This window comes from Streptococcus sp. HMSC057G03, from assembly GCF_001808745.1.
GTDB lineage: Bacteria > Bacillota > Bacilli > Lactobacillales > Streptococcaceae > Streptococcus > Streptococcus parasanguinis_Z.
Genome location: NZ_KV794429.1, coordinates 157076 through 179941 on the forward strand (window position 1 = coordinate 157076; position 22866 = coordinate 179941).

21 protein-coding genes and 3 tRNA genes are annotated in these 22866 nt (G+C 42.9%); 2 read left to right on the forward strand and 22 right to left on the reverse strand.

The window, feature by feature from the left end; translation table 11 throughout:
* Positions 1-55: 55 nt before the first annotated feature.
* From radC to gyrA, 4 genes are all read right to left on the reverse strand, one after another.
* Positions 56-739 carry a RadC family protein gene (radC, locus tag HMPREF2686_RS07825; RefSeq protein WP_045759397.1) on the reverse strand — a complete coding sequence of 228 codons (684 nt, stop codon included), beginning with the start codon at positions 737-739 and terminating at the stop codon, positions 56-58.
* Positions 740-793: 54 nt separating this feature from the next.
* A complete protein-coding gene (locus tag HMPREF2686_RS07830) occupies positions 794-1072 on the reverse strand; it encodes a hypothetical protein (RefSeq protein WP_049474901.1) in 279 nt (92 codons plus the stop codon).
* Between the two features lie 169 nt (positions 1073-1241).
* Positions 1242-1985, reverse strand: coding sequence for a class A sortase (locus HMPREF2686_RS07835; protein ID WP_014713268.1), 744 nt, complete (start codon positions 1983-1985; stop codon positions 1242-1244).
* Between the two features lie 13 nt (positions 1986-1998).
* Positions 1999-4455, reverse strand: a complete 2457-nt coding sequence (gene gyrA, locus HMPREF2686_RS07840) for a DNA gyrase subunit A (protein WP_070450112.1) — start codon at positions 4453-4455, stop codon at positions 1999-2001.
* A 198-nt stretch (positions 4456-4653) separates the two neighbouring features.
* Between gyrA and HMPREF2686_RS07845 the strand changes: the two genes are divergently transcribed.
* Positions 4654-5640, forward strand: a complete 987-nt coding sequence (locus HMPREF2686_RS07845; protein ID WP_021153137.1) for an L-lactate dehydrogenase — start codon at positions 4654-4656, stop codon at positions 5638-5640.
* 44 nt (positions 5641-5684) lie between these two features.
* Here HMPREF2686_RS07845 and HMPREF2686_RS07850 read toward each other — a convergent pair whose 3' ends face one another.
* From HMPREF2686_RS07850 to parE, 10 genes are all read right to left on the reverse strand, one after another.
* Entirely contained in the window at positions 5685-6101 is a 417-nt protein-coding gene (locus tag HMPREF2686_RS07850) for an NUDIX hydrolase (RefSeq protein ID WP_045759394.1), read from the reverse strand.
* A 56-nt stretch (positions 6102-6157) separates the two neighbouring features.
* Positions 6158-6229 (reverse strand) — tRNA-Arg (locus tag HMPREF2686_RS07855).
* A 76-nt stretch (positions 6230-6305) separates the two neighbouring features.
* Positions 6306-7505: a 30S ribosomal protein S1 gene (rpsA, locus tag HMPREF2686_RS07860; RefSeq protein ID WP_003011990.1), complete on the reverse strand. Its 1200-nt coding sequence runs from the start codon at positions 7503-7505 to the stop codon at positions 6306-6308.
* A gap of 168 nt (positions 7506-7673) precedes the next feature.
* Positions 7674-7745, reverse strand: a tRNA-Gln gene (locus tag HMPREF2686_RS07865).
* 9 nt (positions 7746-7754) lie between these two features.
* A tRNA-Tyr gene (locus HMPREF2686_RS07870) sits at positions 7755-7835 on the reverse strand.
* A gap of 52 nt (positions 7836-7887) precedes the next feature.
* Entirely contained in the window at positions 7888-8118 is a 231-nt protein-coding gene (locus tag HMPREF2686_RS07875) for a DUF2969 domain-containing protein (RefSeq protein ID WP_021153135.1), read from the reverse strand.
* A gap of 234 nt (positions 8119-8352) precedes the next feature.
* Complete coding sequence (locus HMPREF2686_RS07880; RefSeq protein ID WP_070450115.1) at positions 8353-9375, reverse strand: branched-chain amino acid aminotransferase; 1023 nt, start codon at positions 9373-9375, stop codon at positions 8353-8355.
* A 175-nt stretch (positions 9376-9550) separates the two neighbouring features.
* The gene (parC, locus tag HMPREF2686_RS07885) at positions 9551-12004 is read right to left on the reverse strand and encodes a DNA topoisomerase IV subunit A (RefSeq protein WP_070450223.1); all 2454 of its coding nucleotides are present in this window, start codon (positions 12002-12004) and stop codon (positions 9551-9553) included.
* A 172-nt stretch (positions 12005-12176) separates the two neighbouring features.
* Positions 12177-12995: an aminoglycoside 6-adenylyltransferase gene (locus tag HMPREF2686_RS07890; RefSeq protein ID WP_070450117.1), complete on the reverse strand. Its 819-nt coding sequence runs from the start codon at positions 12993-12995 to the stop codon at positions 12177-12179.
* Between the two features lie 56 nt (positions 12996-13051).
* The gene (gene parE / locus HMPREF2686_RS07895; RefSeq protein ID WP_070450120.1) at positions 13052-15001 is read right to left on the reverse strand and encodes a DNA topoisomerase IV subunit B; all 1950 of its coding nucleotides are present in this window, start codon (positions 14999-15001) and stop codon (positions 13052-13054) included.
* 187 nt (positions 15002-15188) lie between these two features.
* Here parE and plsY point away from each other — a divergent pair, with 187 nt between their 5' ends.
* Positions 15189-15833: a glycerol-3-phosphate 1-O-acyltransferase PlsY gene (plsY, locus tag HMPREF2686_RS07900; RefSeq protein ID WP_070450123.1), complete on the forward strand. Its 645-nt coding sequence runs from the start codon at positions 15189-15191 to the stop codon at positions 15831-15833.
* 57 nt (positions 15834-15890) lie between these two features.
* Here plsY and HMPREF2686_RS07905 read toward each other — a convergent pair whose 3' ends face one another.
* From HMPREF2686_RS07905 to HMPREF2686_RS07940, 8 genes are all read right to left on the reverse strand, one after another.
* Positions 15891-16301 (reverse strand): hypothetical protein, encoded by a 411-nt coding sequence (locus HMPREF2686_RS07905; RefSeq protein WP_070450126.1) that lies wholly within the window; start codon positions 16299-16301, stop codon positions 15891-15893.
* Positions 16302-16357: 56 nt separating this feature from the next.
* Positions 16358-16723: a hypothetical protein gene (locus HMPREF2686_RS07910; RefSeq protein WP_070450129.1), complete on the reverse strand. Its 366-nt coding sequence runs from the start codon at positions 16721-16723 to the stop codon at positions 16358-16360.
* A gap of 99 nt (positions 16724-16822) precedes the next feature.
* The gene (locus tag HMPREF2686_RS07915; protein ID WP_070450132.1) at positions 16823-17608 is read right to left on the reverse strand and encodes an L-threonylcarbamoyladenylate synthase; all 786 of its coding nucleotides are present in this window, start codon (positions 17606-17608) and stop codon (positions 16823-16825) included.
* A gap of 98 nt (positions 17609-17706) precedes the next feature.
* Positions 17707-18297, reverse strand: coding sequence for a 3-isopropylmalate dehydratase small subunit (leuD, locus tag HMPREF2686_RS07920; protein WP_070450135.1), 591 nt, complete (start codon positions 18295-18297; stop codon positions 17707-17709).
* Between the two features lie 11 nt (positions 18298-18308).
* Positions 18309-19691, reverse strand: a complete 1383-nt coding sequence (leuC, locus tag HMPREF2686_RS07925; protein ID WP_070450138.1) for a 3-isopropylmalate dehydratase large subunit — start codon at positions 19689-19691, stop codon at positions 18309-18311.
* A 24-nt stretch (positions 19692-19715) separates the two neighbouring features.
* The gene (locus tag HMPREF2686_RS07930) at positions 19716-19994 is read right to left on the reverse strand and encodes a DUF1294 domain-containing protein (protein WP_070450141.1); all 279 of its coding nucleotides are present in this window, start codon (positions 19992-19994) and stop codon (positions 19716-19718) included.
* Position 19995: 1 nt separating this feature from the next.
* Positions 19996-21033 (reverse strand): 3-isopropylmalate dehydrogenase, encoded by a 1038-nt coding sequence (gene leuB, locus HMPREF2686_RS07935; protein WP_070450143.1) that lies wholly within the window; start codon positions 21031-21033, stop codon positions 19996-19998.
* Between the two features lie 12 nt (positions 21034-21045).
* The gene (locus HMPREF2686_RS07940; RefSeq protein WP_049522559.1) at positions 21046-22608 is read right to left on the reverse strand and encodes a 2-isopropylmalate synthase; all 1563 of its coding nucleotides are present in this window, start codon (positions 22606-22608) and stop codon (positions 21046-21048) included.
* Positions 22609-22866: the final 258 nt, after the last annotated feature.

Genomic DNA, 22866 nt, shown 5'->3' on the forward strand with positions numbered 1-22866 from the left:
TGGGACGACGAAATCGAATTCTAACGAATTACTGATTTCTGTCCCACTCTCTTTTTTATACCAAATAATCTGTCTCTTCACGGTAACTATAATAGTTTTCTTCAGATACAATCAAGTGATCCAATAGGGTTAAACCCATCACTTCACAGGCCTCTAAAACTCGTTGCGTTACTTCATCATCATTTTTACTGGGAAATACGGCACCAGATGGATGATTGTGAGCCAAGATGATAGAGGTTGCCATGTGCTTCAGTGCATAATGCAGGATTTCACGTGGCTCCGCAATACTTCGATTCACGGTTCCAATAAAAATGGTCTGCTGATGAATAATTTCATTCTGCGTATTTAAATAGAGGGCAACCAGGTGCTCCTGTTTCTTATGGCCGATTTCCTGTTGAATTTTATGGGCCAATTTCTGGCTGCTCATGATCTGTTCAGAACTCATCAATTCGTCTTTATGAATCCTTCGTCCAAACTCAATCACAGCCTGAAGTTCGATGGCCTTCACCCGGCCAATACCTGAGATTTCCTGTAGCTCCTCTAGGGTTAATTGACTTAACTCCTTTAAACTATTAACCGAACTCAAAAGACCTTGTGCAATCTCATAAACGCTTTTTTTCTTATTACCTGTCCGTAAGAGAATGGATAGCAATTCTTGATGACTCAGCTTATCTACCCCTTCAGAAACCAAACGTTCTCTAGGAAGCAAAGATGGTTCAATAAATGATATGTCGTACATAATTTCCTCCTCACTTATTAATTCGTAATAAATAGAGAAAACGACGACCTTGCATTATTTACAGGCGATTTCTTCCTTCAAATCATCTAACACTAAGACTTCATCTTTATTAAAGCGGATCTGGTAACCTGTTTGAACTTGTTCAAGCTCTTTTAAAAACTGTTGAATTTCACAGCGAATCAAGTACTCCTGGCTCTGAGGAATGGCCTCTAAAGCTTGGTAGACCTGCTCTACTTCATAGATTCCTTTCGTAATTAAACCATTTCGTGGAAAATCGTTTACTAAGAGATTATAGAAATGATGCAAGAGATGATAAATTCGCTCTTTTGTCACTATTCTACCTCCTTATCATACTCTTTCCCCTTTATTATATACTGATTTTCCCTTAATATTATGACAAGTTCCTTACATTATATTACCAATCTCTTACAATTTTACAAGAATTTCTCCTAGCTTCCTACATAGAAAAAGCCCAGACATTTCTGTCTCGGGCTTTATTTTCTTAAAGTTGCATTTGATTATAAGACTTGCTGAATGAATCCAGGATGTCTTTTGGAGCCTTGTCATAGTCAACAGAGGTTTCCAAATTTCCTTTTACAATCGTACGGTAAGTCGCTGCAGCATCCTCACAGGTCACCAAGGTGATCTCATTAACGCCTTCACGATCTTGAATAACATCTACACGGTCCGGAGTCACTGTCTCAACAGACGAGATGACATAAGTATAGATTTTTTCTTTATCCGTGATGTAGATCTTCATACCCGCCTTGGCTTTCTCTAATGGTGAGAATAACATGGCATTTGCTCCAGTTAGGCCAAATACGTGGTGACTAGCAAGAGAATAATTGCCTTGTCCCATGACTTGGTTTTCCTTCATGGTCCCTGCTCCGTAGTAGAGGGCTACATTTTCAAGCCCCTTAAAGATCGGAAGGTTCATGTTTAATTCAGGAATCGAAATTCCCCCAATTACTGGTAGTTTTTGAGCTTGCCATTGGGCATTGATGACAGCTTCCGTCGAAAGTGACTGGACATGTTGGAAATCAAAGCTCGTCTTCACTTCTTTATTCTTATCAATGGTTTTTTTATCGACCTTGCTAACCTGATATTGGTTGGTATGCCAAACCATAATCATGTTTCGGATCGGAGCATTGAAAATCAAGAGAAGCGAGAGAATAATCAAAAGTGTTGCAACGATGTTGATAAGAGTATTGCGTAAACTCTTTTTCTTTTTTCTTTTGCGTGACATGCTGTCCCCTTATCTATTCGTTTTCTTCCACTACTTCTTCATCTTTTTCATCAGGCTGGACAGTTGTAAAGGTCACAATTTTCGCATCCTGATCCAGTCTCATGACTTTCACACCCTGAGTCGAACGACCCGTTTGAGAAATGTCAGCCACACCTGTCCGGATCATAACTCCGGTATCGGTAATGATCATCAGATCTTCATCCCCTTTAACGGTTAAAAGACCAGCTAACGGACCATTTTTCTCTGTAATATTGGCTGTTTTGATTCCTTTACCACCACGGCCCTTGGTTGGGTATTCGCCAGCTATCGTCCGCTTACCATACCCTTTTTCAGTAATGACCAATACTTCGTCCTGGTCGGTAATAACACTTGCCCCAACAACCTTGTCTCCATCACGGAGATTCACACCACGTACACCTGTAGCAGAACGTCCCATATTCCGAACTACTGCCTCATTAAAGCGGACTGAATATCCATATTTGGTACCGATAATGACGTCAGTATTGCCATCTGTAAGGAAGACATTGATCAATTCATCCTCGTCCCGTAGGTTCAGAGCTTTCAGACCGTTCTGACGGATATTTGAAAATTCTGCTACGTTAGTGCGCTTGACTACACCTTGTCGCGTCGTAAAGAAGAGATAAGACTCATCACTGCGATCTTGCTCCACATTGATAATGGTTTGAATCGATTCACCTTCGTCCAATTTTAAGAGGTTGACGATTGGTAATCCTTTAGCTGTCCGGCCATATTCTGGAATCTCATAACCTTTCAGACGATAGACACGCCCCTTATTGGTAAAGAAGAGCAAATGATCATGGGTGCTCGTAGAAACCAATTCACGAACAAAGTCATCGTCCTTCACACCGGTTCCTTGGACCCCACGTCCACCACGTTTTTGTGCAGTAAATTCAGCTTGGTCCAAACGTTTGATGTATCCTTTATTAGAAAGGGTAATTAAGACATCTGTTTCTTCAATCAAGTCCTCATCTTCAAGAGAAAGAACTTCCCCTACCATCAACTCAGTTCGACGAGCATCGCCAAACTTGCGTTTGACTTCTTCTAATTCTTCCTTGATGATAGTCGCCACACGCTCTGGTTTAGCCAAAATATCAGCCAAATCAGCAATCAGGGCAACCAAGTCGTCATATTCACTCTGGATCTTGTCTCGTTCCAAACCGGTCAAACGACGAAGACGCATGTCCAAAATGGCTTGACTTTGACGTTCAGAAAGCTTGAATTTAGACATCAATTCAGCTTGTGCTTCAGCGTCTGTCTGGCTATTGCGGATAATCCGGATCACTTCATCGATGTGATCCAAGGCGATGAGCAAACCTTCTAAGATATGGGCACGTGCTTCCGCTTTTTCTTTATCAAAGATGGTCCGTCGAGTCACCACTTCTTTCTGGTGCTCAATATAAGCACCTAAAATTTGGCGAAGAGAAAGAACCTTTGGAACTCCATTTTGGATCGCCAACATATTGAATCCAAAATTGGTTTGCATTTGTGTCATCTTAAAGAGGTTGTTCAAAATAACGTTAGCCGAAGCATCTCGGCGGACCTCAATCACAAAACGAACCCCTTCACGGTTTGATTCATCACGTACAGCTGTAATCCCTTCGATCCGTTTTTCTTGCACCAAGCGAACGATGTGCTCGTGCACCTTGGTTTTATTGACCATATAAGGGAACTCAGTAACAACAATCCGTTCACGGCCACTCTTGGTCACTTCAATCTCTGTACGAGAACGAAGAACGATTGATCCTTTTCCTGTTTCATAGGCTTTGTGGATACCTGATTTCCCCATGACCAAAGCACCTGTCGGAAAATCTGGACCAGGAAGAACTTCCATAAGTTCACGGGTCGTTACCTCCGGATTATCCATCATCAGCTTCACTGCATCAATGGTTTCTCCCAAATTGTGAGGAGGAATATTGGTTGCCATCCCAACGGCAATACCAGTAGCACCATTGACGAGAAGGTTAGGGAAACGTGCAGGTAAGACCAAAGGTTCGCGCTCGCTAGCATCATAGTTATCAGCGAAATCAACTGTATTTTTATTGATATCCCGCAACATTTCAAGAGCAATCTTACTCATACGGGCTTCTGTATACCGTTGAGCAGCGGCGCCATCACCGTCCATAGAACCAAAGTTTCCATGACCGTCCACTAACATGTAGCGATAACTCCACCATTGCGCCATCCGAACCATGGCTTCATAAATAGAGAAATCCCCGTGTGGGTGGTATTTACCCATAACATCCCCTGTGATACGGGCTGACTTCTTATGTGGTTTATCTGGCGTAACACCCAATTCATTCATACCATACAAAATACGACGGTGAACGGGTTTTAAACCATCCCGAACATCAGGTAGGGCACGAGCTACGATAACACTCATCGCATAATCGATAAAACTCGTCTTCATTTCTGATGTTAAATTCACATCAATTAGATTATTATCCTGCATTCAAAAAATGCCTCTCTTTACTTAATTCACCATACTATTATAACACATTTTAGCCTATTTTTCTTCTTAGGAACACAAACGTAAAAACGTTTACATCAAGGATTCATACTGTTTCAGATGACAAAGACTTTCAAAAGTGGTAGAATGAAGTCGTATGAGAATCTATCTCAAAAAAAAATGAAGGAGACGTTTAGACTCATGGATTTGACTAAACAACACAAAAAAGTTATCCTTGTCGGTGACGGTGCCGTAGGTTCATCTTATGCATTTGCACTTGTCAACCAAGGAATTGCACAAGAGCTTGGAATTATCGAAATTCCTCAATTGCACGAAAAAGCTGTCGGAGATGCGCTTGACCTTAGCCACGCCCTTGCCTTCACTTCACCTAAGAAGATCTATGCGGCTGAGTACGCTGACTGTGCGGATGCTGACCTTGTTGTAATTACTGCAGGTGCTCCTCAAAAACCAGGTGAAACTCGCCTTGATCTTGTTGGTAAAAACCTTGCCATTAACAAATCAATCGTAACACAAGTTATTGAATCAGGATTTAACGGTATCTTCCTTGTAGCTGCTAACCCAGTTGACGTTTTGACATACTCTACATGGAAATTCTCAGGATTCCCTAAAGAACGCGTTATCGGTTCTGGTACTTCTCTTGACTCAGCTCGTTTCCGTCAAGCACTTGCTGAAAAATTGGACGTTGATGCTCGTTCAGTGCACGCCTACATCATGGGTGAACATGGAGACTCAGAATTCGCTGTATGGTCACACGCTAACATCGCTGGTGTAAACCTTGAAGAATTCCTTAAAGACACTCAAAACGTTCAAGAAACTGAATTGATCGAATTGTTTGAAGGCGTTCGTGATGCTGCTTACACTATCATCAACAAAAAAGGTGCTACATACTACGGTATCGCTGTTGCCCTTGCTCGTATCACTAAAGCAATCCTTGATGATGAAAATGCAGTACTTCCACTTTCTGTATTCCAAGAAGGTCAATATGGTGTTAGCAACGTCTTTATCGGTCAACCTGCCATCGTAGGTGCACACGGTATTGTACGTCCAGTGAACATCCCATTGAACGATGCAGAACAACAAAAAATGAAAGCTTCTGCTGATGAATTGCAAGCAATCATTGATGAAGCATGGAAAAACCCTGAATTCCAAGAAGCTTCTAAAAACTAAGAAAAAAACATCTCCTTATTAAAAGGGGATGTTTTTTAGCTGCTTTATTTGGATTTGTCAGCAAGGATTTCAAGCAAATAAGGCACAACGAGATTGCTCTCTATGTCTTTCAAAGAAGAAATCCATTTAAAGTCTGTATGCTCTTCTGGATCTAATATAAAATCACGCTCTTCCAAAATCTCGCCAGCATAAACTAGGCGTGTAAAGACAGTATCTTTGCTGGCATCAAATTGACTATCTTCGTGGATAATCTTATTAATCCGAAGCTTTTGATTAACCTCCTCAATAGCCTCACGTAGAGCAGCCTCTCTGGGCAATTCATTCTCTTCTACACTTCCACCTGGAATATCCCAATAAGATGGATAGACATTAGGGAGACCTCGCTTTATTTTCGAGCGTTTGATAAGCAGATACTTCCCGTCTTTCTCAATCAAGGTATGGGCGATTAATTTTACTGTCATTGCATGTTCCTCCAAGAAAGAGCAAAAAAGACTCCGAGGAGCCTCGTTATGAATCATCCACCCTGAGGGAATCGAACCCCCATCTCAAGAACCGGAATCTTACGTGATATCCATTACACTAAGGGTGGCAACTGTTATAGTATATCAAATTCTCGAGAATTTTACAAGTAAAAAAAGCTTACCGAGAGGTAAGCTTTTTGAATATTACAATTCGATATCGCCAAACAAGTCAGCCATTGAGAATCCAGTTTGAGTTTCTGGAAGATCAAAGTCGCGTTTTTCTTGTTTTGGACGACGTGGGCGAGATTGACGTTTTTCTTGTTTTTCGCCTTCTTCTTGAGCTGGACGTTCTTCAAGAGCTTTGATAGAAAGTGATACACGTTCATCTGCAGCATTTACTTCAAGAACTTTAACAGTTACTTCTTGTCCAACTTTAAGAACATCTTTTGGATTTTCAACACGTTTGTGTGAAATTTGTGAGATGTGTACAAGTCCGTCGATACCTGGCAATACCTCAACGAATGCACCGAAGTCAGTCAAACGTTTAACAGTTCCTTCGATAACATCACCAGCAGCCAATTTTTGTTCAACGCCATCCCAAGGTCCAGGGGTTGTAGCTTTCAATGAAAGTGATACACGACCTTCTTCTTCGTTCAAGTCAAGAACTTTCACTTGGATTTCTTCACCAACAGTTACAACTGATTTAGGTGATACGTTGCGTTCGTGTGACAATTCTGTCAAGTGAACCAATCCATCAACACCACCAAGGTCAATGAAGGCACCGAAGCTTGTGATACGTGCAACTTTACCAGTTACGACATCACCAACGTTCAATTTACCAAATACTTCTGCGCGTGCTGCAGCTGATTCAGCTTCAACAACTTCACGACGTGAAAGGATAAAGCGGTTTTCTTTTGGATCTACTTCTTTGATTTTAGCATCAAATTCTTGACCTACGAAACGTTCAGTGTTACGTACAAAACGAGTATCAAGCATTGAAGCTGGAATAAATCCACGAAGTCCTTCAAATTCTACTGAAAGTCCGCCCTTAACAGCGCGAGTTCCTTTAACAGTAACAACTTCTTCTTCACGTCCAACCAATTTGTCCCATGCTTTGCGAGCTTCCAAACGTTTTTTAGATACAAGGTAAGTTACTGTATCAGTATCTTTACCAACTACTTGACGAAGAACAAGCAATTCAAGTGTTTCACCTGGTTTTACCAAGTCGTTGATGTCAGCATCACGATCGTTTGTCAATTCGCGAAGAGTCAAGACACCTTCGACACCAGTTCCAGAGATTGCAACGTTAGCTTGGTTCGCGTCAACTGTCAATACTTCAGCAGTAACAACGTCACCTGGTTCAACTTGGCTAACACTGTTTAGCAAATCTTCAAATTCATTCATCTAAAAAATCCTCCAACAATCAAGTTTTCTAAAACTTGACATACTTATAATTATTTTTCCTAAGCAAGCACTCGCAATGAGATCATCTACAATCTTTAACGACTCATCCTATAAAGAAATAAAATACCTGGATAGATATTTTATCACTTATCTGATATTACCTAAGAACTGGGGTAGCTGGATTCGAACCAACGCATGAGGGAGTCAAAGTCCCTTGCCTTACCGCTTGGCTATACCCCATGAATGAAATGGAGAGAGAGGGATTCGAACCCCCGAACCCGAAGGAGCGGATTTACAGTCCGCCGCGTTTAGCCTCTTCGCTATCTCTCCATATAAATCAACAGGATCTATTATACCATTGATTTATTATGATTGCAAGCCCTTATTTATTCAAATTATAATTTTCTATCAAAATTTCAACGGCTTTTTCAAGTTTTTTGTAAAGAGAATCCACATTTCCATTTTTGATAATGGCAAATTGCCCACCCATGTCTGCAATTTCACCAATCGTTTTCTTGCCAATGGACAAAGTGAATCCATCAAAAGTGTCTTTTCCGACGGTTACTTTACTATCAACGATTTGAATCTCAATTTTCTTATCTTTTTTACTCATTTCAACCCTCTTTTCACTTTTTCTATTTTACAAAAATTCTCTTGATGACGCAAGAGAAAAGGGAGTGGGCAGAAAGAATTTAGTTAGAAATTCCTTCTTTCTCCCACCCCCGAAAAGGTCATTCGGCACTCTTTTGAGCCTAAAAGCGAATGAAGAGAAACTTTAGCTACTACGTCCTTCGTTAAGACTCGTTCTCATTGAAGCCTGGACACTTTTATCTCAGATGCTTTCGGTTTAATCGACTTTGACAATCCATCCTTCTGGCGCTTCGACATCGCCAAATTGGATACCGGTCAACTCGTCATAGAGCTTACGTGTGATAGGACCTACTTCTGTTTCAGAATAGAAGACATGGAAGTCATCACCGTGTTGAACACCTCCGATCGGAGAGATGACAGCTGCGGTACCACAAGCTCCTGCTTCTACAAAGCGATCCAGCTCATTAATAAAGACATCCCCTTCAATTGGTGTCATACCAAGACGGTGTTCTGCCAAGTAAAGCAAAGAGTACTTGGTGATCGATGGCAAAATAGACGGACTCAATGGCGTCACAAATTCGTTATTAGCAGTGATACCAAAGAAGTTTGCAGAACCAACTTCTTCAATCTTGGTGTGAGTCGCTGGATCGAGGTAAATCACGTCAGAGAAGTTACGATCATGCGCAATCTTACCTGGCAACATACTAGCTGCGTAGTTCCCACCAACTTTTGCAGCCCCTGTACCATGTGGTGCAGCACGGTCATACTCATCTTGAATCAAGAAGTTCGTTGGGACCAAACCACCTTTAAAATAGTTACCGACAGGCATGGCAAAGATGGTAAAGATATACTCATCTGCTGGATGCACACCAATAATATCACCAACCCCAATCAAAAGTGGACGAAGGTAAAGGGTAGCTCCTGTACCATATGGTGGAACATACTCTTCATTGGCTTTTACCACTGCCTTACAAGCATCTACAAACATGTCAACAGGTACTTGAGGCATCAGCAACCGATCTGCTGTGCGTTGCAAACGTTTAGCGTTTTGATCTGGACGGAACAATTGGATACTTCCATCTTTTGTACGGTAGGCTTTCAACCCTTCAAAGGCTTGCTGACCGTAATGCAAACTTGGAGAAGATTCGGACAAATGCAAAGTCGCATCTTCTGTCAATTCCCCTTTTTCCCAAGCTCCATTGCGATAATATGCCAAATAGCGATAAGGTAATTTCATATATGAAAAGCCAAGGTTTTCCCAATCAAGTGATACTGTCATGATAATGCTCCTTTTAATTCTTTCTATTCCTAGTCGATCTGATGCAGGTCGATTCAGTTTCTCAATCTATGTACACTATTGTACACCATTTCATGAGAATTTCAAGCGAAATTTTCAATTTTCAGAAAATTTATTTTTAAAGAAAGTCAGTCCTAGAATGGACCGACGCTTTCTTTTATTTGATGGTAGCTGAAAAAACTTCTTGATCCGAAATGGTATCGTTGACAAAGGATCCATTGCTTGTTCTTTCAGAAATGCTTAATTGCGTCAAATCAATTTCTGTCACCTGCCCTGTTGTAGAAGTGATCTGAAGAATTTGATCTTGTTCTGCCACTTCATCTTGGCTCGTAAAGAGATCAAAATCTCCCTGGTCAGTGAAGACTGGACCTGCCTTGAAGACGCGGTGTGGTTTATTTTTCAACTCACGCAAGACCTGTAGTCCCCGTTTGGCCCGACTGGTCACAGGAATATCGTCTTGTAACATCCGTTTCAGACTACCTCTATGAGTCAGAATGTACATGCTTGGCGTCGTTGACTTAAAGACGGCCACAACTTGGTCCCCATCTTTGAGGTTAATGGCTTTGACCCCTGCTGCTTTGGCTCCTACGACAGGGACCTCCTCAACATTGAAGCGCAACCCATACCCATTTTTAGTAATGATCATGATATCTTCAAGAACAACTGGCGCAACTGCTACGATACGGTCGTCTTGATCTTTTAGCTTAGCATACTTAGTCGATTTAGAACGATAAGTCCGCCATGGGCTCAATTCCTTGCGTTCAAAGCGCTTGATTTGACCTTGTTGGGTTGCTGCAAAGTAGGTAACTCCCTCAAACTGATCCACAATCTCCGCAAAGAGAATTTCTTCCTCTTGCTCGAAATTGGTCAAGGTTTGACTGAGGTGCTCTCCGATATCCTTCCACTTGGTATCTGTCAATTCGTGAATTGGTCGATAAATGGCATTCCCCAAGTTGGTAAAGAGTAAGAGATGCTGAGTGGTCTTAGCAGGCTCTACGAAAATCAATTCATCGTCGTCCCGCTTACCGACTTCTTCCACTGTCGACGCATTGAAGGAACGAGGAGAGGTCCGTTTAATGTAACCCGCACGGGTCACGCTGACGAAGGTTTCCTCTTCAACGATCAGACTAGCTGTATCGATCTCAATCGTTTTAGCAGTGTCTTGCAACTCACTGCGACGAGGGTTACCAAAGAGCTTCTTGACTTCACGCAATTCCTTCTTCATGAGGTTAAACATAGTCCGTTCATCCCCAATGATGGCTGCCAAGGTCGCGATTTGCTCCTTGAGACTGGCATGCTCTTCTTCCAATGTCACGATATCCGTATTGGTCAAACGGTACAATTGCAAAGTAACAATAGCTTCTGCTTGTTCTTCCGTGAAATCGTAGCTGACCTTGAGGTTTTCCTTGGCATCTGCCTTGTTTTCAGAAGCGCGGATCAAGGCAATGACTTCATCGAGGATGGAAATCACGCGGATCAAGCCCTCTACGATGTGGAGCCGTCGTTCTGCCTTTTCCTTATCAAAGCGCGAGCGAGCGACAATGATATCCCGACGGTGAGCAATGTAGCTAGAGAGAATCGGTATAATCCCCACTTGACGAGGGGTATAATTGTCAATCGCCACCATATTGAAGTTATAGTTGACCTGCAAGTCCGTATACTTGAACAAGTAGTTCAAGATCAAGTCTGCATTGGCATCTTTTTTGAGCTCAATGGCAATACGAAGACCATCTCGGTCAGACTCATCCCGAACCTCAGCGATACCAGCAACCTTGTTGTTGACACGGACATCATCAATTTTCTTGACCAAGACAGCCTTGTTGATCTCATAAGGGATCTCGGTAACAACAATTTGCTGCTTGCCTCCTTTGAGCTGCTCAATCTCGGTTTTAGAGCGGACAACCACCCGACCCTTACCAGTTTCATAGGCTTTCTTAATCTCATCCCGGCCTTGGATAATGGCACCAGTTGGGAAATCCGGTCCAGGTAGAAACTCCATGAGCTTGTCTACCTTGGCAGATGGATGGTCGATCATATAGACCACGGCATCAATGACTTCAGCAAGGTTGTGTGGCGGAATGTCTGTCGCGTAACCAGCTGAAATCCCTGTTGCCCCATTGACCAAGAGGTTTGGAAAGGCTGCCGGCAAAACCGTTGGCTCTTTTTCCGTATCATCAAAGTTCCAGGCAAAAGGCACTGTATTCTTTTCGATATCTTGCAAAAGATAACCCGCAATTTCAGACAAACGAGCTTCCGTATAACGCATGGCTGCCGGTGGATCACCGTCCATGGAACCATTGTTTCCGTGCATTTCGACTAGGATCTCACGATTTTTCCAGTCCTGAGACATGCGGACCATGGCATCATAGATGGAAATGTCCCCGTGAGGGTGGAAATTCCCCATGATATTACCAACAGACTTGGCAGACTTGCGGTAGCCCTTGTCATGGGTATTGCCATCCTTATTCATCGAATAAAGAATCCGCCGTTGAACTGGTTTCAAGCCATCCCGAATATCAGGAAGAGCCCGTTCTTGAATAATGTATTTGGAGTAGCGACCAAAGCGCTCCCCCATGATGTCCTCCAAGGACATATTTTGAATATTAGACATAAGATACAAAGCCCGTAAAATACAAAGTGAAAATAAGAAATTTATCTTTTTCACACAGCACTCAGGGCGTGTTCAACTCCTTTCAAAGAATGTTGAGTAGTCTTTTGTAGAAAAAGGAATTCAGTCACACCAAGTAACCAAACGTTCCTTTCTGATGTTTAAAATAGATTCATTAATGATTAGAAAGTTTCTCTTTAGCATAAGAAGTCATTTTTTCTGCTACTTCCTTATCGTAAGTAAACCCCATCTTTTGGGCCAGAATTTGAGCTTCTCGATTGAATAGCCCCATGGTAGCAAATAAAGACTTAGTGATTTTATCGAAACTAGATAAATCAAGCAAAGCTGAGTACTCCTTCTCTTGCTCAGCTGGTAGATACTGGAAGAGGTGCTTGTAGTTCTTTCCGATGTCAACTACTCCCCTATCGCTTGTCACCTGCCAAGCTAAGACCTTGAAAAGTTCTTGCTGACAAATGCCATAGAGGTGGTCGGTCGCATAAATAAGCTGATTTCTTCGAATGGCCTTTACGACATAAGCCGATACCCACCAAAATTCATTGCAGGATGCTGCAAATTCCTCTTCAGTAGGCGGAACGGTCCAATAGCGCTTGGAATTAGGCTGATAGGCTTCAAACAAACCTTTGTCGTCTTTTATAACTTCAAAATTTGCTTCGCTGTCCACCCACTCTTGGATAGACTCCTTGGGACAGAGGGTCAAATCGATACGGTTGCCGTCTTCAAAGAGCATGAGATACAGACGACGATGTCCCAGTCGGTTGTGCTGTTCGATGAGTCGATTTCCGTACTGATCCAACCAGGATAAATCTGAAATCAGGTCTTCTAGATCATCAACGATATAGACCACATCATAATCTTGAAACTCGTCTTTGGGTGCCCGAGGATTGACTCGCGAACCGGATAAGGCCACTGCTTCCACTTGCAAGGACTCAGCTATCTGCAAAATCAGATTCATCATTTCTGTATCAGTTCTCATGTCGATTCCTTACCATTTCTACATCCCAGCTTATTTAATTTATAAGTAGAAAGTGATTAAAAAACTGTATTTTCTTCTAAGGTAAACTTAACGTTATCTTCAATCCATTGACGACGTGGTGCAGCCTTATCTCCCATAAGGACGGAGACACGGCGTTCTGCACGCGCTAAATCATCAATGGTGACACGGATCAGGGTACGAGTTTCTGGATTCATGGTCGTTTCCCAAAGCTGATCCGCATTCATTTCCCCCAACCCTTTGTACCGTTGGAGGGTTGCTCCACGGCCAAAGGTCCGACGCAACTCTTCTAATTCGCTATCTGTCCAAGCATAGGCTACTTCTTCTTTCTTGCCTTTGCCTTTCGACATCTTATAAAGAGGAGGAAGCGCAATGTAGACATGTCCAGCTTCTACCAAAGGTCGCATATAGCGATAGAAGAAGGTTAAGAGAAGGGTCTGAATGTGGGCACCATCTGTATCCGCATCGGTCATGATAATGATCTTATCGTAGTTGGCATCTTCCACAGAGAAATCTGCCCCAACTCCTGCACCAATGGTGTAGATCATGGTGTTGATTTCCTCGTTCTTGAGAATATCACTCATATTGGCTTTCTCAGTATTGAGAACCTTCCCACGAAGAGGGAGAATCGCTTGGAACTTACGGTCCCGTCCTTGTTTGGCAGAACCGCCAGCAGAGTCTCCTTCGACTAGATAGAGTTCATTTTTCTTAGGATTTTTAGACTGGGCTGGTGTCAATTTACCAGATAAAAGTCCTTTGTCCTTTTTGCTCTTCTTGCCATTTCGGCTTTCATCCCGCGCTTTTCGAGCTGCTTCACGCGCATCACGGGCCTTAATAGCCTTACGAATGAGATTAGAAGCCAACTCTCCATTTTCCATGAGGAAGAAGGTCAATTTATCAGAAACAATGCTATCAACGACTGGACGAGCCAAGGGACTTCCTAATTTGTCTTTGGTTTGCCCTTCAAACTGCAAATGAGCTTCTGGGACCAAGATTGAAAGAACAGCAGACAAACCTTCGCGGTAGTCTGATCCTTCCAGATTTTTGTCTTTTTCCTTGAGAAGTCCTGTCTTTCTTGCATAGTCGTTCATGGCCTTGGTAATGGCTGACTTCAGACCTGTCTCGTGGGTTCCCCCATCTTTGGTGCGGACATTATTAACGAAGGACAAGATATTATCTGAGTAGCCATCATTGTATTGCATAGCCACTTCTACCTGGAAACCATCTGATTCGCCACTAAAGTAGAGAACAGGTGTCAAAGTTTCCTTGTCTTCGTTCAAGTACTCTACGAAATCTTGGACACCATTTTCATAATGAAAGGCCACATGGTTGTCTTCTTCCTTGCGGAGATCGGTCAGCGTCAGCGTCACGTCCTTCAGCAAGAAGGCTGATTCTTTGATTCGCTCAGCAATGGTATTGAATTTGAAATCCGTCGTTGAAAAGATGGTTGGATCTGGCATGAAGGTGACCTTGGTCCCTGTCTTAGACTTGGGAGCAGAGCCAATCTTTTCAAGGGTCGTAACTGGTTTTCCCCCATCTTCAAAACGTTGCTTGTAGACAGCTCCATCACGGGTAATTTCTACCTCTAGCCAGCTAGAAAGGGCATTGACGACAGAAGATCCCACTCCGTGAAGACCTCCAGATGTCTTATAGCCTCCTTGACCAAACTTCCCTCCGGCGTGGAGGACTGTAAAGATCACCTCAACGGTTGGTTTACCCATAGCATGCATCCCGGTCGGCATTCCACGTCCCTGGTCTTCTACCGATAGAGAACCATCTTTATTAATCGTTACATCGATTTGTGATCCAAAGCCAGACAAGGCTTCATCGACCGCATTATCCACAATCTCCCAGACCATGTGATGCAAGCCATTTCCGTCGGTCGATCCGATATACATCCCTGGACGTTTACGGACTGCATCCAACCCTTCTAGTACCTGAATGGCATCGTCATTATAATTATTAATATTGATTTCCTTTTTTGCCACAAGGAACCTCCTGTTTGTTCATCTTTTCTATATTACAGTTTTTTAGGAAATTTTGCAAAATTTTTTCTCTTTATATGGAGATTTCTATATCTCAGTACAAAAAGCTGGCTGAACACTTTCTTCAGATGTCACACTTGAACTCCAAAATTTGCTTTTTCTATCAATGGCTTTTTGATATAATGAAGGTATGATGAAAGAAATAAGTGTTTTAATCTTAGCCTATCTGTTAGGCTCCATTCCTTCGGGATTATGGATTGGGAAAGTCTTTTTTAATATTAATTTACGAGAACATGGATCAGGCAATACAGGAACGACCAATACCTTTCGGATTTTAGGGAAGAAAGCTGGGATCATTGTCTTTGCAATTGATTTCTTGAAAGGAACTTTGGCCGTTCTCCTTCCGACTTTCTTTGGAATTCAGGGGATCTCGCCAATGGTCTTTGGTCTCTTAGCCGTTTTGGGGCACACTTTCCCAGTTTTTGCTGGATTCAAGGGTGGAAAAGCAGTGGCGACGAGTGCTGGTGTCTTACTTGGTTTCTCGCCTATCCTGCTACTCATTTTAGCTGTTTATTTTGTAGCCAGCCTGTATTTAACCAGTATGATTTCGTTTTCGAGTGTTACTGTTGCGCTACTCGCCATTCTTTCGGTTCTCCTTCTTCCTTTGACTGGATGGATCTTGAACAGCTATGATCCGCTTTTTACAATCATTGTCTTGGCCCTAGCAACCTTGATCATTCTTCGTCACAAGGACAATATCCAACGGATCAAAGAGAAAAAAGAAAATCTCATCCCTTGGGGAAAGAACATCACCCATCAACAACCAAAAAACTAGAGCGCATGCTCTAGTTTTTTTGATTTGATCCCCCTTATACTTTTGAACAGATCCTCATTATAAAGCATCGACTAGGTCCATCAGTATTTCCATAGGTGTTTTTTTCCTACGACCATTAACAGTTTCGATCATGTGATAAACTTTTAAACGATTGTCATTGCTAAAGACAAACTCAAAGCGGAATTCGCGTCTATTCGGTGCCACTGTATCAAATTTTGTTTTATATTTATCATGAACAGGACTAACTGGAAATTTATTGAAGAGCAAGCGTCGTGTCTCCCCTGCTTCTTTCAAACAGTTTTCTAGCTCCTGACAATAGTTATAAAACAGCTGATAGAGGTCTTCTTCTGAAATTCTTCTTCTCCGAACTAATGATGTAAAATCCGAAAAATTTCTGCGCGGGATGTCAATACTAAATGAGAAGCCCTCCTGATTGATTCTTTCTAAAAATGCATCTCTTGAAATCATAGAACCACTCTTTCTTTTGTCAATCTAACGTAAACAATGATTGTTTCTATTCATAGTTAATCCATTATGTAATCAAGCAGGTCCATCAAGGTTAGTTTCTTACGACCATTGACAGTCTCAAATAAATTATAAACTCTTAGTTCTTGGTTCTTTTTGAAAGCAAACTCAAAGCGAAACTCCCGACCATTGCATGCAGCTACATAAAATCCAGTCTGATACTTCCTCTTATCCGCTACTACTTTCATTTGCCGGTGTTCTACCTCTCTACAAAGTAAAAGAAAAATCTGATAGAGTTGCTCCTCAGAGAGCCTTTTTCTCCAAACCAATGACTTGAAGTTATTGTACCGCCACCATGGGATTTGGATGTTGAAGGAAAAACCTTCCTGATTGGCTTTGTCGATAAATGCTTTTCTGGAGACCATACTAACTCCTCTTCTAATGGAACATCGTTTGACTCTATTATACCATCTTTTAACCTTTCACAAAAACAGCATCCCAAATGGAATGCTTTTTTCTGTTTCTTAATAGTATTCCCCTTGGCGGTAGTTCCAAGAGTTGAAATGATCAGATAAGTGCATCATGATCTTATCGATATCCAATCCTTTACGGATCACAACTGGACACGTATTGACAGAACGGCTACCTGCTCCTTGTTCTGGGATCAATTTTCCTTCCGCATCAACCATAGAGACCATCACACCTTGTTCATAGCGAGTTTCAATGGTCTTGTCAGGTTGGATAGAAGCTACATAATCATCGGCTTCGATGACCAAGTCCACAGCACCTTCGATACGCTCACCGATTCCTTCAACCTTCCCGCGGTTACCTTTACCGGAAGGGTTGGCTGAAGAAGCGTAAACCATTTTGCCTTCTTTTTCCCACATTTCTTTGGCGATTTGCTCACCAGCTTTACCAAATTTGATGACAAAGCATGAAGTTCCACGAACGTCTGTCATGAGTTCTTCACGTCCATCTCCGAAAGCTTGCAATTTTGCATAGGCATCTTCACGCCAAGGAAGGATACAACCAAGCAAGATATCTTCATCCCAATGTTTTTGGTAGAAGGCTTCAATTTCAGGATTCAATTGCGCAAGAGCACGAAGTTCATCCATACTTCCGCAGAGAACCACACCTGGTTTGTTGCGGTTGCGGTCTTTGGCTTCGAATTTCCGTTCCAAGCCAGCCTTGTCACTGGTCATGATGATGTAGCCAACTTTGGTAGGGCAGACGATACAGCCACCCTCTCCTTTAAGAATATCAAATCCTTCTTGTGAAAGTTGTCCGTCCCATTGAATGTGTTTTGTCATAAGTCTCTTTCCTTTTCTATTCTTTTTAGTATTGTATCAAAAAATAGTCTCAAATTCAATATATTTTCAGAAAATTCGTAATTCGATATACAATTTTATCATTGCCAGTAAGCTGGCCGGTTCTTCTCATAAGCTGCAATCAAGTCTTCATACTGAAGCGTAATCCCGATATCATCCAACCCGTTGAGCAATTTGTGCTTCCAATCTTGATCGATCTCAAAGTGAAACTCTCCAACGGGAGAGATGATCTTCTGCTCTTCCAAATCCACCGTCACTGGATCTGTCGGCTTCAAACTTGCCAATTTTTGACGAACCTCTAGTGGTTGGACAATCGGCAGCATGCCATTATTGAGCTCATTATTGTAATGGATATCTCCGAAGGATCCGGCGATAACGACTTTAAAGCCATAATCAGCTAAAGCCCAGGCTGCGTGCTCCCGAGAGGACCCAGCCCCAAAATTGTCACCAGTGATCAAAATGGTTGCCTTGCGGTATTCTGGCTTGTTAAAGATAAAATCTGGATCCTCGGTGTATTGGTCATCCAAATAGCGCCAAGCATACATGAGGTATTTCCCAAAACCTTTTTTATCAATTAACTTTAAGAATTGCTTGGGGAGGATTTGGTCAGTATCAATATTATCGTTCATCAAGGGAACCGTAGTTCCCGTATAAATGGTAAATTTCTCCATGCTTCCTCCTTTTACTCGACTTCCGGCATTTGGCGCACGTCGACAAAGCGACCAGCTATTGCTGCTGCAGCGGCCATTGCTGGGCTACAGAGATGGGTTTTGGCTCCAAATCCTTGACGATCTTCAAAGTTCCGGTTGCTAGTAGAAGCACAGTGGACCCCATCTGGAACCTTGTCTGGGTTCATTCCTAGACACATGGAGCATCCTGGATCACGCCATTCAAAGCCCGCATCCATGAAGATCTTGTCTAAGCCTAATTTTTCGGCAGCTTGCTTAACCGGACGAGAGCCAGGTACCACAATAGCAGTTAAGTTTGGCGCAATTTTTTTGCCTTTCACAAACTTGGCTGCCAACTCCAAATCGCTGAGACGCGCATTGGTACAAGAACCGATAAAGATATAGCCTAATTCAATGTCTGCTGGTTTTTGACCAGGTTCTAGATCCATATAATGATAAGCCCGTTCATCATTCATGTCGCGAATCTCTGGAAAAGGAGTCTCGAAGTCCACTCCCATAGAAGGGTTGGTTCCCCAAGTCACCATCGGAGCAAGATCAGATACATCCATACGGATGACCTTATCATAAACGGCGTCGTCATCACTTACCAGAGTCTTCCAATCAGCTACTGCAGCCTCAAAATCATCTGGCACACATTCGCGTCCCCGGAGGTAGTCAAAAGTCGTCTCATCTGGATTCATGATCCCCATTTTGGATCCGAACTCGATTGACATGTTACAGATGGTCATGCGTTCTTCCATGGTCAAGCGATCAATTGCTTCTCCCCGATACTCTACGACATAGCCAACTCCACAAGCAACACCGTAGCGCGCTATCAAAGCTAGGATGTAATCCTTTGAATAGATCCCTTTTTGTGGGGTTCCGGTGAATTCAACCAACATTTTCTTTGGTTTGACTTGCCAGATGGTTTGGGTAGCAAAGACATGCTCCACTTCACTGGTTCCAATCCCAAAGGCAATGGCACCAAAAGCTCCGTGGGTTGCGGTATGGCTGTCTCCACAGACAATAAATTTTCCAGGCTGGGTCCGACCGGTTTCAGGGCCCACCATATGAACGATTCCTTGCTTAGCAGAACCATGGGCTGCATGATCAATCCCAAAGTCCACCACATTCTCAGCTAATTTATCAATCTGGGCTTTTGAAATCACATCTCGAATATCAAAAATATTGACCGTTGGAACATTGTGATCAAAGGTTCCAAAGGTTAAATCAGGTCGTCGGACCTTGCGTCCTGCGTCCCGTAATCCTTGAAAGGCTTGCGGACTCGTCACTTCGTGAATGTAGTGTTGGTCCACATACATGAGTTGGGGTTGTCCTTCCACTCCTGTAATCACGTGGCGGGCCCAAAGTTTATCAAAGATAGATTTTCCACTCATCGTCTTTCTCCATTTATCTTCTTGTTAGGAAATCCATTGAAGGATTAGAAAGAGGGCACCTGCTAAAAGAAGGCTACTGCCCCACCAGGTAGCTTGAAAATACCATTTCCGCACCTTGTGGTGAAAGAGATATCCACTTAGTAGAGCTCCGAATCCACCAAGCAGCCAGCTCTCAAGTAACAGGACCTTTTCAGGAATCCGCCACCTCTTTTGGATAGCTTTTCGTTTATCTAAACCATAGGTCAGAAATACGATACTATTCCAAATAGCAATAAGAACTAAACAGCGATCTCTCCATGTCATTTTAGAGATTCCCAATAATGGCTGCAGTCATCTCTGCAGTAGAAGCCTTACCACCTAGATCCCGTGTCAAGATTCCTTGATTCAAGGTTTGATTGACAGCTTCTTCGATCATTTCTGCACCTGCTGTTTCTCCAAAACTGTCTCGGAGCATCATGGCAACGGACAGGATCATGGAAATTGGATTGGCAATGCCTTGACCAGCAATATCAGGTGCTGAACCATGAATCGGTTCGTACATACTTGGTCCTTGTTCAGAATGACTAGCAGATGGCATCACGCCTAGTGTTCCTGGAAGTACGCTCGATTCATCAGATAAGATATCTCCGAATAGATTCTCTGTCACTACAACATCAAAGCGGGCTGGATTGGTAATCATGATCATGGCCGCACTATCGACAAGCTGGTGCTCTAAGGTCACATCTGGAAATTCTTTCGCAACTTCTTCTGCCACTAGGCGCCACAATTTAGAAGTTGCAAGGACATTTTGCTTATCGATACTGGTCACTTTCTTGCCACGTCCTTGCGCGATCTTGAAGGCTTGGCGCATAATCCGACGGATTTCTTCTGCACTGTAATCGTTGATATCGCGCGCTGTATCTTCTTTCAAGATATGCTCTCCAAAATAAATCCCACCTGTCAATTCACGCACGACCACGAAGTCGACACCCTCGATACGCTCTGGTTTCAAAGGAGACAAGTGTTTCAAGGCGTCAAAAATCCGTACAGGACGAATATTGGCAAAGAGATTTAATTCCTTGCGAATAGCGAGCAGGCCTTGTTCTGGACGAACAGGAGCATTGTCGTATTCCGGACTCCCGATGGCTGCGAGAAGAATAGCATCCGCTCCTTTAGCTGCTTTTAGAGTATCTTGGGGAAGAGGGTGGCCAGCGGCATCAATCCCAGCACCCCCAAAAGCTTTGTCTTCTAGACTATAATCAAAGCCGATTTTTGGAGCGACGGCTGCGAGGACCTCTAGTCCAGCTACCATGATCTCAGGGCCAATCCCATCTCCTGCAAGTGTTACAATTTTCTTTGTCATGTTCATTTCCTCTTAGGCTTGTGGAAGATCACGGTAGGAGACAGCTCGTCCCATCTCACCCGCATTCTCTTTTTGAACCAGCGTGTTGGCATTGATATAAGCGATGGCAGAGGCTTTCAATACGTCGAAGTCCAAACCAGAGGCATTGAAAATCGTATCTGTATCGACATTTTCCACGGATACCAAGACACGGGCTTGGGCATCGATCCCATCTGTAACTGCATCGATATTATACGATGTCAAGCGAACGGTTTGGTTGAAGAATTTATCAATCGCATTAAAGATGGCTTCAACCGATCCTTGACCATTGGCAAGGAATTCAAGTACTTCCCCTTCTTCATTGCGGAGGCTAACCGCTGCTGTAATCGTTTCGTCTGCATTGGTGGTTAAGCGGAGATCATTAAATTGGAATCCTTCTGGATTTTCCACTGCTGTACCGGCAACAAGGGCGCGGATATCGGCATCTGTGATCTCGTGTTTCTTGTCTGCCAGAGATTTGAACTTAGCAAACAATGGCTTGATGTCCTCTTCTGTAAATTCCAGTCCCAACTCATGCAGTTTTTCGACAAAGGCATGGCGACCAGACAATTTTCCAAGAGGGAGGCTATTGCTCTTGACACCCACCAGCTCAGGGGTGATGATTTCATAAGTAAGAGGATTTTTAAGAACCCCGTCTTGGTGAATCCCAGACTCGTGTGAGAAGGCATTGCCACCAACAACCGCCTTGTTTTTAGGAATTGGAATACCAGAGTAACGAGAGACCAACTCAGAAGTGTTGATGGTTTCATTAAGGACAATCGGACTTTCAACTTGGAAATAGTCTTCACGGATATTGAGAGCAACCGCTACTTCTTCAAGTGCCGCATTGCCGGCCCGCTCCCCGATTCCATTAATGGTTCCTTCGACACGACGGGCACCATTTTTAACAGCAGCGAGGCTATTCGCCACGGCCATACCTAGGTCATCATGGCAATGAGGTGAATAGATAATCTCGCGATCTGTCTTGACATGGTCAATCAAGTATTTGAAAATGGCACCGTACTCCGCTGGTGTCGTGAAACCGACTGTATCAGGAATGTTGATATAGCTAGCACCAGCATCGACTGCAGTCTGTACGACTTGCAAGAGGAAATCCAATTCTGTCCGGGTAGCATCTTCTGGCGAGAATTCCACAATCTCAAATTTTGAGCGAGCGTAAGAAACGTGCTCTTTGATCGTTTCAAGGATTTCTTCCTTTGTCTTATTGAGTTTAAACTCCCGGTGAATCGGACTGGTTGCGATAAAGACGTGAATTTGTGGATACTTAGCATCCTTCAAGGCTTCATAACAAGCATCAATATCTGATTTGACAGAACGGGCCAAACCTGTCACGGCTGTCTTGGTCAAGACCTTGGCAATCTCTTGAACAGCTGTGAAGGAGTCAGGACTAGCTGCAGGAAAACCTGCTTCAATAGCAGAAATGCCCCATTTTTCCAATTGTTTGGCAATAGCAATCTTTTCTTTGATAGAAAAATTAACTCCTGGAGTCTGTTCGCCATCCCGAAGGCTGGTATCTAAAAATTCAACTTTACGCATAGGGTCTCCTCATTTCTATGTAGTGGATATAAAGAAAAACATCTCACTCGGTTAACCAAGCGAGATGTTTTTGCCCGCTTGGTAAGCCAAACAGGACTAATGCTTCTGCACTAGCCCTTATACCTCAACAACAAAGCAAATTGAATAAACTTAGCTGTTTTCATGTTTGACTTTCTCCTTTGTTCAATGTCTTGTTTAGTATTTTAGCATAGGGAAAAAGCAATGTCAAGAATTTTCTACAATATTCTGAATTTTTTG